This window comes from Rhodopseudomonas sp. BR0M22, from assembly GCF_010907035.1.
GTDB lineage: Bacteria > Pseudomonadota > Alphaproteobacteria > Rhizobiales > Xanthobacteraceae > Rhodopseudomonas.
Map to the genome: position 1 here is coordinate 1 of NZ_QUMK01000099.1, position 12,491 is coordinate 12,491.

At 66.0% G+C, this 12,491-nt stretch carries 10 protein-coding genes; 5 read left to right on the top strand and 5 right to left on the bottom strand.

Translation table 11 applies throughout. The features are described 5' to 3' along the window. Nucleotides 1–227, top strand: a 227-nt coding sequence (locus DY468_RS24700) for an IS30 family transposase (protein ID WP_205512638.1), incomplete at its 5' end; no start/stop codon positions are given. 42 nt (nt 228–269) lie between these two features. Here the strand turns inward: DY468_RS24700 and DY468_RS23115 are convergent. Further along, nucleotides 270–2,474: a transglycosylase domain-containing protein gene (locus DY468_RS23115; protein WP_164607764.1), complete on the bottom strand. Its 2,205-nt coding sequence runs from the start codon at nt 2,472–2,474 to the stop codon at nt 270–272. A 199-nt stretch (nt 2,475–2,673) separates the two neighbouring features. Between DY468_RS23115 and DY468_RS23120 the strand changes: the two genes are divergently transcribed. Beyond that, nucleotides 2,674–2,925: a hypothetical protein gene (locus tag DY468_RS23120; RefSeq protein ID WP_012494257.1), complete on the top strand. Its 252-nt coding sequence runs from the start codon at nt 2,674–2,676 to the stop codon at nt 2,923–2,925. Nucleotides 2,926–2,952: 27 nt separating this feature from the next. Here DY468_RS23120 and DY468_RS23125 read toward each other — a convergent pair whose 3' ends face one another. The 3 genes from DY468_RS23125 to DY468_RS23135 all read right to left on the bottom strand — a co-directional run bounded on the left by DY468_RS23125 (nt 2,953) and on the right by DY468_RS23135 (nt 5,128). Continuing rightward, nucleotides 2,953–3,165 (bottom strand): hypothetical protein, encoded by a 213-nt coding sequence (locus DY468_RS23125; protein WP_164607765.1) that lies wholly within the window; start codon nt 3,163–3,165, stop codon nt 2,953–2,955. Between the two features lie 232 nt (nt 3,166–3,397). Then, nucleotides 3,398–4,618: an ABC transporter substrate-binding protein gene (locus tag DY468_RS23130; RefSeq protein WP_164607767.1), complete on the bottom strand. Its 1,221-nt coding sequence runs from the start codon at nt 4,616–4,618 to the stop codon at nt 3,398–3,400. A gap of 147 nt (nt 4,619–4,765) precedes the next feature. Next, the gene (locus DY468_RS23135; RefSeq protein WP_164607769.1) at nt 4,766–5,128 is read right to left on the bottom strand and encodes a DUF1304 domain-containing protein; all 363 of its coding nucleotides are present in this window, start codon (nt 5,126–5,128) and stop codon (nt 4,766–4,768) included. A gap of 82 nt (nt 5,129–5,210) precedes the next feature. Here DY468_RS23135 and DY468_RS23140 point away from each other — a divergent pair, with 82 nt between their 5' ends. The 3 genes from DY468_RS23140 to DY468_RS23150 all read left to right on the top strand — a co-directional run bounded on the left by DY468_RS23140 (nt 5,211) and on the right by DY468_RS23150 (nt 10,993). Further along, complete coding sequence (locus DY468_RS23140) at nt 5,211–5,639, top strand: DUF1330 domain-containing protein (protein WP_164607770.1); 429 nt, start codon at nt 5,211–5,213, stop codon at nt 5,637–5,639. A gap of 95 nt (nt 5,640–5,734) precedes the next feature. Continuing rightward, nucleotides 5,735–8,464, top strand: coding sequence for an ATP-binding protein (locus DY468_RS23145; protein ID WP_164607773.1), 2,730 nt, complete (start codon nt 5,735–5,737; stop codon nt 8,462–8,464). Between the two features lie 192 nt (nt 8,465–8,656). Continuing rightward, the gene (locus DY468_RS23150) at nt 8,657–10,993 is read left to right on the top strand and encodes a Tex family protein (protein WP_164607774.1); all 2,337 of its coding nucleotides are present in this window, start codon (nt 8,657–8,659) and stop codon (nt 10,991–10,993) included. Nucleotides 10,994–11,540: 547 nt separating this feature from the next. Here DY468_RS23150 and DY468_RS23155 read toward each other — a convergent pair. Further along, nucleotides 11,541–12,230, bottom strand: coding sequence for a GntR family transcriptional regulator (locus DY468_RS23155; RefSeq protein ID WP_164607776.1), 690 nt, complete (start codon nt 12,228–12,230; stop codon nt 11,541–11,543). Between the last annotated feature and the right edge of the window lie 261 nt (nt 12,231–12,491).

A 12,491-nucleotide genomic window follows, 5' to 3' on the forward strand; every position in this document is an offset into this window, starting at 1 on the left:
CCTTCTTCTGTGATCCTCACAGCCCCTGGCAGAAAGGCGGCGTTGAAAACTCGATCGGTCGCTTGCGACGCTGGTTACCTCGCAAGACGGATCTCGACGACCTCACCACGGCGGACATCAGAAAGCATGTCGAACGCCTCAACAATACTCCACGCAAATGCCTGGACTTCAGAACGCCCGCCGAGGCATTCTCCAAACTCAAATCAACCGTTGCACTTCAACCGTGAATCCATCCTCCGCTTTTGCGGAGGATGGCCGTGCTCGACGCATCACCGTCCGAACAGCCGATCCATCAGCCAGCCGTCGAGGCCGGCGGCCGCCTCGGGGCGGACGTTGGCGCGGGTGGGCGGCGGCATCCGGTTGCCGGGCGGCGCGGCATTGATCACCTGGGTTTCGCCGCGCGGGCCGGTCTGCGCGACGGTGCCGCCGGCGTTGGCGCCGGGCCCGCCGAACCCGCCTGCAGCCGGGCCCGCGATCGGACCGCCGCTCCAGCCGCCGGGCAGCGGCTGCGGGGTGTCGCCCTTCAGAGCCTCGCGCATGAACCGCGTCCACACTTCGACCGGCAGCCCGCCGCCGGTGGCTTTCTTGGTCGGCGAGTTGTCGTCGTTGCCGAGCCATACGCCCGTCACCAGGGTCGAGGTGTAGCCGATGAACCAGGCGTCGCGGAAATCCTGGCTGGTGCCGGTTTTGCCGGCCGCGACCCAGCCCGGCAGATCGGCCTTGTGGGCGGTACCGGAGCGTAGCGTCTCCTGCATCATGGTGTTCATCATTGCCACCGCGCGCGGATCGACCACCCGGCTCGCCGGCTCGCCGCTGCGGACGTACAGCACCTTGTTGCCCTGGGCGGTTCGAATCCGCTTCACCACATGCGGCGACGCCAACAGCCCGCCATTGGCGAACGTGGCATAGGCGCCGACCAGCTCGGTGACCGACACCTCCGAGGTGCCGAGCGCGATCGACGGGTTGGCGTCGAGCTTGGAAGCGATGCCGAGCCGATGCGCGGTGCGCACCACGTTCTTCGGCCCGACTTCGAGCCCGAGCCGCACCGCCACCGTGTTCAGCGACATCGCCAGCGCCTGCGTCAGGGTCACCGCGCCGAAATATTCGTGGCTGTAGTTCTCGGGCCGCCAGCCCTTGAGATCGAGCGGCGCGTCCTGCCGGATCGTGTCCGGCGTCAGCCCGGCTTCGACCGCAGTCAGATACACGAACGGCTTGAACGCCGAGCCCGGCTGCCGTTTGGCGGTGATGGCGCGGTTGAACTGGCTGTCGGCGTAATTGCGGCCGCCGATCATGGCCCGCACCGCGCCGTCCGGCGTCATCGCCACCAGCGCGCCCTGAGTCACCTTGTATTTGACGCTCTTGGCGGCGAGCTCGTCGATGATCGCGGCCTCGGCCTCGGCCTGCAGCTTCGGATCGATCGAGGTTTCGACGATGATCGACTGGTCGATCTGCCCGACCAGATCGTCGAGCACTTCGGTGATCCAGTCGGCCACGTAGTTGATGGTGCCGGCGCCGGTCGGCTTGACGGTGTAGACCGGATTGGCGATCGCGGCCTGGGCTTGCTTGTCGGTGACGAAGCCGGCGTCCGCCATCGCGGCCAATACGATCTGGGCGCGCTTTTCGGCGCCCTCCGGATTGCGGTTCGGCGCCAGACGCGACGGCGACTTGACCAGCCCCGCCAGCATCGCCGCCTCGACGAGCGTGACGTCCTTGGCCGACTTGCCAAAGTACTTCTGCGCCGCGGCCTCGACCCCGTAGGCGCCGGAGCCGAAATACACCCGGTTGAGGTACAGCTCCAGGATCTCGGCCTTGGAGTGCTTGCGCTCCAGCCACAGCGCCAGCTCGACCTCCTGCAGCTTGCGGGTCAGGGTGCGGTCCTGGGTCAGGAACAGGTTCTTGGCGAGCTGCTGGGTCAGCGTCGAGCCGCCCTGCGACACGCCCCGGTGCAGCACGTTGGCGACCGCGGCGCGCGCGATGCCGAGCGGGTCGACGCCGAAATGCGAATAGAACCGCCGGTCTTCGATCGCGATGAACGCTTTCGGCAGATACGGCGGCAGATCCTTCAGCGCCACATTGGTGCCGGCCTGCTCGCCGCGCACCGCCATGGTCGAACCGTCGTCGGCCACAATGGTGATGGTCGGCGGCCGTTTCGGGATTTCCAGCGACTGAATCGGCGGCAGATGCGCCCCGACCCAGACCATGACGCCGACCACCGCCAGCACCGTCCAGATCCCGGCGACCGCACTCCAATACACCAGCCGGCCGATCGCCTGGCGCACCGACGCGATCACGCCCTTGCGCGGCTTGCGACGGCTGCGCCCCGCGCCGCCAGCTTTGCCGGCTGATTTCTTCTTCGGCATGTCCTCGGCCACGTTCACCCGATCCTGCGGCGTCAGGCGCATGTCGCCGAGCGATTCTCCGGGGCCGAATGTCGGCTCTCGCCTCTCGGCGGCTTTTTTCCTGCCCCACGCCATCGCATCGTCCACGCCGACCGTTGCGGCCGACGCTAGCGAAGCCGGTTTAAGGCTCGGTAAAGCGAACGTTAAAACCCGGTTCCCGATTTGCCGAAAACGCCCCAGACTTGAGCCATCTCAAGACCTTGGGTTACAGCTCTGCGATCGATGCGGGGTGGCCTGTTCGCGATCCTGCCGACTGCGCCAGAGGGAGCCAGCGATGACCAGGGTGTTGAGGACCGCCGAGGAGATCGAAGCCTTGCTGCTCCAGGACGTCCGTGGCCAGCGTCATTGCGACAAGGTGGAAGCGATCCGCATTCGCCCGTGCCAGCCGTGCGACGACACCAATGGCGCCAATTGGAAAGTGGCCTCGGTCGATCCAGGCCAGGCAAGCCGCGAATTCGCCGGTGCCGCGGTGATGACGGCGATGGACCGGCTGCAGCGTGAGGTCAGTGCGATTCCGTGGGAATGACGGCGCGGTGCGCGCCGGCGACCCGTCTCAGTGATAATTGCGGCGGTGCGGCACGGCACCGATCTCGCCCATCAGCCAGCTCTTCATCTTGGCGCGGCTGGCGAAGCGCTTGGCTTCGTCGAGCAATTCGTCGCGCTCCACGCCGGCCGGCGTCAGCGCCGCCTCGATGTATTTGGCGACCGCCAGCTCCTCGAGCTGTTCGACGGTGAAATACCGGTTGCTGTTGTGGTCTGGCTTCATTGCGGTCCGCCGCCGCCGCGGCGCCTCCAATCAACGGCTTCCACCCCTCCGACTAATCGCAACATTCGATGCCGATTCGGATCGGGTGTCTGCGCAATATTGGACGGTTTCCCGCATTGGTTGCGTTCGCGCCACTGCGGGCGATCACGAGGCCGGGCGCCTCGCACCGGATCGCAGAGGTCGCCCCGGTGCGGCGCAGCACCGGGGCAAGTTCGTCACGTCCGGCGGCCGCTCACATCGCCGCGTTGTCTTCGATGATCGGGCCGAACAGCTCCCAGCGCTCGCCGTTGAACTTCATCATCCGGAGCTGCTTGTTGACGCGGAAGTCGGTCGGCGAGGTGTTGACCGACATCCCCGGCAGCGACAGATCGCCGACGACATTCTTCAGGTTGGCGGCCTGCTTCATGACGTTCTCGCGGGTTAGATTGTCGCCGCACTGCTTCAGGATCGTGACCAGCAGCTCCGCGGTCGAGTAGCCGTAGCTGTTGACGGTGTTGAGTTTGTCGCCCTCCGGATAATACTTGTCCATGAAGGCAAAATACTTCTTCACGCCCTCGTCATTGGCCCATTGCGGGTCGGCAGGGTCCTTGCCGTAGTTGACGCTGATGAGGCCCTTGGAAATGTCGAGGCCGGCCGGCTTCAGCGTTGCCGACACCGGGCTGGCGTTGATGTCGAGGATATGGACCGGATTCCAGCCGAGGTCCGCGACCTTCTTGATCGCCTGCGCGGCGAAGCGCGGCGTCGAGGCGTCGTACAGCAGCGTGGCGCCGGCGGACTTCAGCTTGACGATCTGGGAGTCGACGGTCGGGTCGGTGAGTTCGTAGGAGGCTTCGGCGACGATCATCTTGTCGGCCTTGTCGCCGAGCGCGGCGCGCAGGCCGGTGACGTAGTCGCGGCCGAGATCGTCGTTCTGGAACAGGATGCCGATCTTGGCGTCGGGGTGATTCTGCAGGATGTAGCGGCCGTAGATGCGGCCTTCGGTCTGGTAGTTGGGGTTGAAGCCCATCGTCCACGGGAAGTTCTTCGGATCGGTGAACCGCGTCGCGCCGGTGGCGGCGAGCAGTTGCGGGACCTTCTTGGCGTTGAGATATTTCTGCACGGCGGCGTTGGATGGCGTGCCGATGATCTGGAAGGTGAGCAACACCTCGTCGCTCTCGACCAGCTTGCGAACCTGCTCGACGGCCTTGGGCGGCGAATAGGCGTCGTCGTACTGGATCAGGTTGACCTTGCGGCCGTTAATGCCGCCCTGATCGTTGATCATCCGCATATAGGCGGCCTGGGTCTTGCCGATGCCCGCATAAGCCGAGGCGGGGCCGGAGAACGGCACGGTCTGGCCGATCTTGATCTCAGTGTCGGTGGCGCCGGTGTCGTATTTCTTCTGAGCGACCGCGGGCGCGGCGCTGAGCACAATCGCAGTAACAGCCGCCGTGGCGGCCCGATACAGGCTTATCATCGGTGGTCTACTCCCTAGGCGTGTGAGCGACGGTCTTGTGTCGGCCGTCGTTGACGGGAGTGTGGATCAGTGCTCGAGGTCTGGCAATGCCGCTCTGACGCGTCGTGCAATTTGCCGCGCTGTGCGATGCAGCATCCTACTTGCCGACTACGCGACCCATGCTGCGATCAGCGCCAGCACGGCGGGAGCTGCCTGGACGTAGAGAATGCGCCGGCTCACCGTCCAGGCGCCGTACAATCCGGCGACGATGACGCAGCCGAGAAAGAAGGTCGCCAGCTGCAGGGCCACTGCGGCGTTCGGGTGCAGCAGCGACCAGATCAGCCCGGCCGCCAGGAAGCCGTTGTACAGCCCCTGATTGGCGGCCAGCACCGCGGACGCTGCGGCTTTGTCCGGACTGTTGCGAAACACCTTGAGCCCGAGCGGCTTGGTCCAGAGAAACATCTCGAGCACGAGAAAGAAGACGTGCAGGGCCGCGACCAGCGCGACGAGAAGGGTGGCGGCAGCGTTCACGCGCAGGCTCCGGTGGCAGACATGGGCGGCTCGATCGTGATACTAGCACGGCCAATCAAATTCAAAGCAACCGGAGGGACGCATGACCGGCCATATCGATCCGACCAAGGACGTGTTCGCGCAGTTTCGCGAGATGGATCGTCCGGGGCCGATCCATATGCTCAACCTGGTGCGGCTCAGGCCGCAGGCGGCTTATCCGGACGGCCGCGCCGCAACCGGGGCGGAAGCCTACGCAGCCTATGGCCGCGAGTCCGGTCCGGTGTTCGAACGGCTCGGTGGCAAGGTGGTGTGGCAGGGCCAGTTCGAGCTGATGCTGATCGGCCCGCAGGACGAGCGCTGGGATCGGGTCTTCATTGCCGAATATCCGAGCGTGTCGGCGTTCGTCGAGATGATCCGCGATCCGGTGTACCGCGAGGCCGTCAAGCACCGCCAGGCCGCGGTGGAGGACTCCCGTCTGGTCCGTCTGAAGCCGCTGAAGCCCGGGAAGGGGTTCGGCGACATTCCCGCCTGACCGCGGCCGGCATCAGCGCCGCCGCGGTGGCGCGCCACCGGTCCTTCATATAGGTTGCCGGTCTGTCCGCGTTCCGTTCTCCGGAGATTCAATCGATGCGCCTGTCGGCGCGCCTGACCCTGGCGATGACCGTACTGGTGGCATTTACGGTCGCCGCAATCGGGCTGCTCGCTTACTACAATATCGGCCGCGCCGTGGTCCCATCGGGGCTGACACGGCTCGCCTATCAGGCGAAGGCGAGGCTCGGCGCCTACGAATCCGCCCTGCGTGTATTTCGCAGCGAGATGCTGTCGGCCCGGCTGCTGCCGGCGCACAGCGGCGTCGTCCGCGCCTCTCGCAATGGCGGCGTCGATCCCGAGTTCGGGCTGACCGAGGCGCAATGGCTGCAGCATCTGGCCACCGTCTATGCCGGCAACATGCAGTTCAAGCCCGGCATCCTCGGCTATCGCCTGGCGACCGTCGCGGACGGCGGCCGTTCGTTGATCGAAGTCGATCGTAACGGCCCCGGCGGCGCGATCCGCGTCGTGCCCGCCGCGGAGCTGTCGCGGCAAGGCGACGACGAGACGTTCCGCCGCGCGTCGGAGCAGACCGGCGATTCGGTCTATTTCTCGCCGCTTCGGATTGCCGCGGATGGCGAAAGCGGCACGCCGCTGCCGCGGATCATGCTGGCGGCGCCGATCCGAGATCCGGCCGGTGCGGTGTTCGCCGTCCTGGAGATCGAGCTGGATCTGCGGCCGGTGTACCAGCGCATCCGCGATGTGCTCGACAACGACACCAGCGTGTATTTCGTCGCCGCCGACGGCGGATATCTGATGAACTACCTGGGCGGCCGGATCGTGCCGGCGGAGCCGATGCGGCGCTGGCAGGACGACTTTCCGGAGCTCGCCGCGTCGCTCGCCGACAAGCCGGGCACCGCGACGGTGTTCCGCGGTCCGGACGGTACGCGCATCGCCGGCGCGCTCGTGGTCGGGACGCTGACCAACGGCGAGCGCACCGGCGTGATCGAGACCGAGCCGCTGGAGCGGATGATGGCTCCGGCGACGGCGCTTCAGACCCCCGGCCTGATCGTCGGGCTGGCCGCGCTGCTCGGTGCGGTGCTGCTGTCGGCGCTGTTGTCGCGCTCGCTCGCCAAGCCGATCGTGCAGCTCACCCACGCCGTGACCGCGTTCTCGCGCAGCGGCCGGTTGGTGATGCCGGTCGGACTGCAGGGCGAAAGCCGCATTCTGGCCGATGCGTTCGACCAGACCGTCGCCAAGATCGACGCCGCCAATGCGGCGCTGCGCAGCAAGACGGAGCTGCTCGACAAGACCATCGCCAGCATGGCGGATGCGGTCGCGGTGCTCGACGCGGCGGGCAAACGGGTGTTCGCCAACCCGACCTGTCTGGCGCTGTTCGGGCCGGCCGAGGACATCGGCTCCGAGCGATGGCGAAACAAATATCGGCGCTTCCTCGCCGACGGCGTGACGCCGATGCCGGATCACGAAAGTCCGGCGGCGCGGGCGCGGCGCGGCGAGAGCTTCGACAACATCGAACTCGGCATTCGCCATGGCGACGGCCCGGTGGTGCAGCTCGCCGCCAGTGCGCGGCGGATCGAAAACTCGGACGGTTCGTTCGGTGGCGCCGTGGTGGTGTATCGCAATCTCACCGCGTTCAAGGAATCCGAGCGCCAGCTTCGCCAGGCACAGAAGATGCAGGCGATCGGCCAGCTCACCGGCGGCGTCGCGCACGATCTCAACAACATCCTCACGGTGATCACCGGCGGGATCGAGATTCTCGCCGACGGCGTGTCGGATCGGCCGGACCTGAAGGACGTCGCCGCGATGGTGGATCAGGCGGTGACGCGCGCCTCCGATCTCACCCACGGTCTGCTGTCGTTCTCGCGCAAGCAGCCGCTGCAGCCGCGCAGTATCGATGTCAACGCGCTGATGCTCGACACCGTCAAGCTGCTGCGGCCGACGCTCGGCTCCGGCATCGAGATCGAGGTCGAACCTTCCCCGGATCTGTGTCCGGCGCTGGCGGATCCGTCGCAGCTCGGCAGCGCGCTGATCAACCTCGCGATCAATGCCCGTGACGCGATGAACGGCAGCGGTAAGTTGCTATTGGAGACCGGCAATGTCGATCTCGATCAGGCCTATGCCGAGCAGCACGACGAAGTGTCGGCGGGGCGCTACGTGATGCTGGTGGTGAGCGATAACGGCTGCGGCATTCCGGCGTCGATCCGCGACCGCGTGTTCGAACCGTTCTTCACCACCAAGGCGGTCGGTGAAGGCACCGGCCTCGGCCTCAGCATGGTGTACGGCTTCATCAAGCAATCCGGCGGCCATATCGAGCTGTACAGCGAGGAGGGGCACGGCACCACGATTCGGCTGTATCTGCCCTGCGCCACGATCAGCGATACCGAGAACGACACCGCCGCCCCGCCGCTCGCGCAGGGTGGTCGCGAGTCCGTACTGGTGGTGGAAGACGACGCGCTGGTGCGTAGCTACGTGATGACGCATCTGAAGGCGCTCGGCTACACGGCGCATTCGGCGTGTTCCGCCGCCGAGGCGATGTCGATGGTGTACGACGGCGTCGAATTCGATCTGCTGTTCACCGACGTGATGCTGTCGGGCGGCATGGACGGTCCGCAGCTCGCCGACGAGTTGCGCAAATACACGCCCGATCTGAAGGTGCTGTTCACCTCCGGCTACACCGAGACCGCGATGCTGCGCCAAGGCCGCATCGGTCCCGACATGCAATTGCTGCCGAAGCCGTATCGTCGTGCCGATCTGGCGCGGATGCTGCGCCGGGTTCTCGACGACGCCGATCCGGCGCCGGCGAAATGATCGAGGCTTTTCAACAGGGAACACGGCGAATCGATTTGGTCGCCGCCGACCGCCGGCGGGTTATGCACACGTCGTGCGCCGGCCGGTCACACGCCCTGCATCTCGGCCGCAAGATCGCGTAGGTTGCCTTCGATTCGCCGCGCCGCCGTGGCCGAGTCCCCCGCCTTACCGAATCTGCCAAAGAGACTCCCAGTGCCGAACATCGCGTCCGTCATCGCATCCGAACTCGCCGTCCGTGAGCAGCAGGTCCAGGCCGCCATCGACCTGCTCGACGGCGGATCGACCGTTCCGTTCATCGCCCGTTACCGCAAAGAGGCGACTGGCATGCTCGACGACGCGCAGCTCCGCACGCTGGAGGAGCGGCTGCGCTACTTGCGTGAAATGGAAGCGCGGCGCACCGCGATCATCGACAGCATCAAGCAGCAGGGCAAGATGACGCCCGAGCTGGAGGCGGCGCTGCTGAAGGCCGACAGCAAGGCGCGGCTCGAGGACATCTATCTGCCGTTCAAGGAGAAGCGGCGCACCAAGGCGCAGATCGCGCGCGAGGCCGGTCTGGAGCCGCTCGCCGATCTGTTGATACAGAATCCCGACAAGGATCCGCAGGCCGAGGCGGCGGCCTATGTGAAGACCGACGGCGAGCATCCGGTCGCGGACGTCAAGGCGGCGCTCGAAGGCGCCCGCGCCATCCTGGTCGAGCGCTTCTCCGAGCACGCCGACCTCACCGGGTCTTTGCGTGAAGCGATGTGGAGCCGCGGCGCGCTGAAGGCGAGCGTGCGCGACGGCAAGCAGGCCGCCGGCGCCAAATTCGCCGATTACTTCGACTTCTCCGAGCCGTATGAAAAACTGCCGTCGCACCGCATTCTGGCGCTGCTGCGCGGCGAGAAGGAAGAGGTGCTGGCGCTCGATTTCGGCGACGGCGAAGACCCCGAGTCGCGCGAGCCGACGCAGTACGAGAACCGCATCGCCGCCACCTTCGGCATCGCCCGCAAGGGCCGCCCGGCCGACGGCTTCTTGTCCGACGCGGTGCGCTGGGCATGGCGGACGCGGATCAAGACCGCGCTGGCACTCGATATGCGGATGCGGCTGTGGCAGCAGGCCGAGGTCGAGGCGGTGCGGGTGTTCGCGGCGAATCTGCGCGACCTGTTGCTCGCCGCACCAGCCGGCGGCCGCGCCACGCTCGGGCTCGATCCGGGCTTCCGCACCGGCGTGAAGGTCGCGGTGATCGACCGCACCGGCAAGATGGTCGACCACGCCACGATCTATCCGCACGAGCCAGCGCGCAAATGGAACGAGAGCATGCTGACGCTGGCGCAGCTCTGCGTGAAGCATCGCATCGAGCTGGTGGCGATCGGCAACGGCACCGCCTCGCGCGAAACCGAGAAGCTGGTGGCTGACCTGATGAAGGCCAAGCCCGATCTGAAGCTGACCAAGGCGATCGTGTCGGAGGCCGGCGCGTCGGTGTACTCGGCCTCCGAATTCGCCTCCAAGGAATTCCCCGATCTCGACGTCTCGATCCGCGGCGCAGTTTCGATCGCGCGCCGGCTGCAGGATCCGCTCGGCGAACTGGTGAAGGTGCCGCCGCAGTCGATCGGCGTCGGCCAGTACCAGCACGACCTCAATCAGCACGCGCTGGCGCGTGCGCTGGACGCCACGGTGGAAGACTGCGTGAACGCGGTCGGCGTCGATCTCAACACCGCGTCGGCGCCGCTGCTGGCTCGGGTGTCGGGTATCGGCGAGACGCTGGCGACCAACATCGTGGCGCATCGCGACGCCAACGGCCCGTTCCCGAGCCGCGACAAGCTGAAGGAAGTGCCGCGGCTGGGGCCGAAGGCGTTCGAGCAGTGCGCCGGGTTCTTGCGGATTCGCGACGGCGAAAACCCGCTGGACGCCTCCGGCGTGCATCCGGAAGCCTATCCGATCGTCAAGAAGATCCTGGCCGCGACCAAGAGCGACATCAAGGCGCTGATCGGCCAGACCAAGGTGCTGCAGGGGCTGAAGCCGCAGGCCTTCGCGGACGAGAAGTTCGGTGTTCCGACCGTCAGCGACATTCTCAAGGAGCTGGAAAAGCCGGGCCGCGACCCGCGTCCCGAGTTCAAGACCGCCACCTTCCAGGAAGGCGTCGAGAAGATCACCGATCTGAAGCCCGGCATGATCCTGGAAGCGACAATCACCAACGTGGCGGCGTTCGGCGCCTTCGCCGACATCGGCGTGCATCAGGACGGGTTGATCCACATCTCGGCGATGTCCGAGCGCCGCATCAACGATCCGCGCGAAGTGGTGAAGCCGGGCCAGGTGGTGAAGGTCAAGGTGCTCGAGGTCGACGTGCCGCGCAACCGCATCGGCCTGACGCTGCGGATGTCCGACCCGATCCCCGCTCCCGGCGAACGCCGCAGCGGTGGTGGTGGCGGCGGCGCCAGTGCCAAGCTGGTCGACCGCTACAAGCCGCGCCAGGAAGCCCCGAGCGGCGGCGGAGCGTTCGCGGCGGCGCTGGCCAAGGCGGCCGAGAAGGGCCGCAGCAAGGGGCGGTAAGGCGTTCGACCGTACAGACGGATGCCCGGCGGAGCCGGGCGTCTCGACGGGTGCGAGCACGCGGGGCCGGCGATTTGCAACGGCCAGCCGTGCTCCGCAACCTGGGGCCCTCGCCGGCGAGAGTCGGTGCGATGGTCCGGCAGGTTGAGGAGACCAGATGCCCCGCTTCGTGATCTACCCCCTCGGTGTTCTCCCGAACGGGGCGCCCATCGGTTCCTCGCGCTACGAGGCTCGCACCTTCTTCAGCGACGGCAGCCGCGGCTACGACGTGATGGGAATGACGCGCGATCAGGTAATCGCCGACATGCTGGCGCGATTCGGTCGCGACCTGCTGCTGGTCAACTCCCCCGCCGCCTCGCTCACCTCGGCGCCCCGGAGCACACGCCGGAGGCTGGATAGCAGAGGCAATCCGCCACTCGGACCATCGACATCGAAAATCCTCGATCGCGTGGATGGGCTACATCACGCGTTATTGCCGAGGAAGTCGTGTGTTTGGCATATTCGCCGATGCCGATCACCGAAACTGCCGCGCCTGCGGTGGAGCGATTCAAAGCACCTGAGACGGATGTTTCAGAGCGATCCTGGTATCGGCCCCGCGGAGGGTGCGGTACGCAAAATCGGTGAGGTAATCGTTCAGCGCGAGCGATGCAGCGGCGGCGGCCTGCTCGTCGCCCTGGTTGATCGCTCTCAGCGTCGCCGAGTGCTTCTCGGACGCCACCATCAACTCTGTGGGGCGATCAGAAATGTTGGCGAACCAGAACCGTCGCGACAGGCCCTGAAGCGGCGCCATGCTCGAAGTCAGATATTCGTTCTGCGCCGCCGCAACGATGATCTGATGAACTCGCTTCAGCAGATCACCATACAGAACGATGTCGTCGGACTTTGCGACTTCGTCAAACTCCCGTGCCAATTCGAGCATCATCCGCTTCTGAACGGAGGTGGCGCGATGAACGCAGGTTCGCACCGCGAATTCTTCGACGACCCTGCGTAGTTCGAGCAGCTTGAGTTGGACCTCGACAGAGATCAACGGAATGAAGGCTCCCTTCCGCGGATGAATCTCGACCATTCGCTCCCAGGCGAGACGCTGCAGTGCTTCGCGCACAGGCGTGCGGCCGAAACCGGTCGCCTCCATCAACGTCACTTCGCTGACCATTTGGCCGGGCTTCAGCTCTTGAAACGTGATCATTCTCTCGATCACATCGTAGACCTGCTCAGACTTATTGGTGTGCTCGGGCATCTATCCGCTGTCCGGTGGAAATCTGTCGCTTAAATCTAGCCTGCAGAACAGCCGGGACCGTGGTCTTCGGCATCCGAGCGATCGCGTTTGCGGGCTCGGTCTGGTTCAGGGCCGATCACCGGCGGGCGCCGGATCGTTGGCCGAATGAACATCGCCCCCTGCCGTTGGCACGTTCATGGATGCAGACGGCGGATCGAACTCCTCGTCGGAAGGCGTTTCGGCCGGCGCGCATTGTCAGTTCCACCCCTCGTCCCCCTACCC

What these genes read in the sequence shown, in the direction of transcription:
- DY468_RS23125 (WP_164607765.1), bottom strand. Translation starts at nt 3,165, where the DNA reads ATGAAGCCAGACCACAACAGCAACCGGTATTTCACCGTCGAACAGCTC.
- DY468_RS23145 (WP_164607773.1), top strand. Translation starts at nt 5,735, where the DNA reads ATGCGCCTGTCGGCGCGCCTGACCCTGGCGATGACCGTACTGGTGGCA.
- DY468_RS23140 (WP_164607770.1), top strand. Translation starts at nt 5,211, where the DNA reads ATGACCGGCCATATCGATCCGACCAAGGACGTGTTCGCGCAGTTTCGC.
- DY468_RS23130 (WP_164607767.1), bottom strand. Translation starts at nt 4,618, where the DNA reads ATGATAAGCCTGTATCGGGCCGCCACGGCGGCTGTTACTGCGATTGTG.
- DY468_RS23120 (WP_012494257.1), top strand. Translation starts at nt 2,674, where the DNA reads ATGACCAGGGTGTTGAGGACCGCCGAGGAGATCGAAGCCTTGCTGCTC.
- DY468_RS23115 (WP_164607764.1), bottom strand. Translation starts at nt 2,474, where the DNA reads ATGGCGTGGGGCAGGAAAAAAGCCGCCGAGAGGCGAGAGCCGACATTC.
- DY468_RS23155 (WP_164607776.1), bottom strand. Translation starts at nt 12,230, where the DNA reads ATGCCCGAGCACACCAATAAGTCTGAGCAGGTCTACGATGTGATCGAG.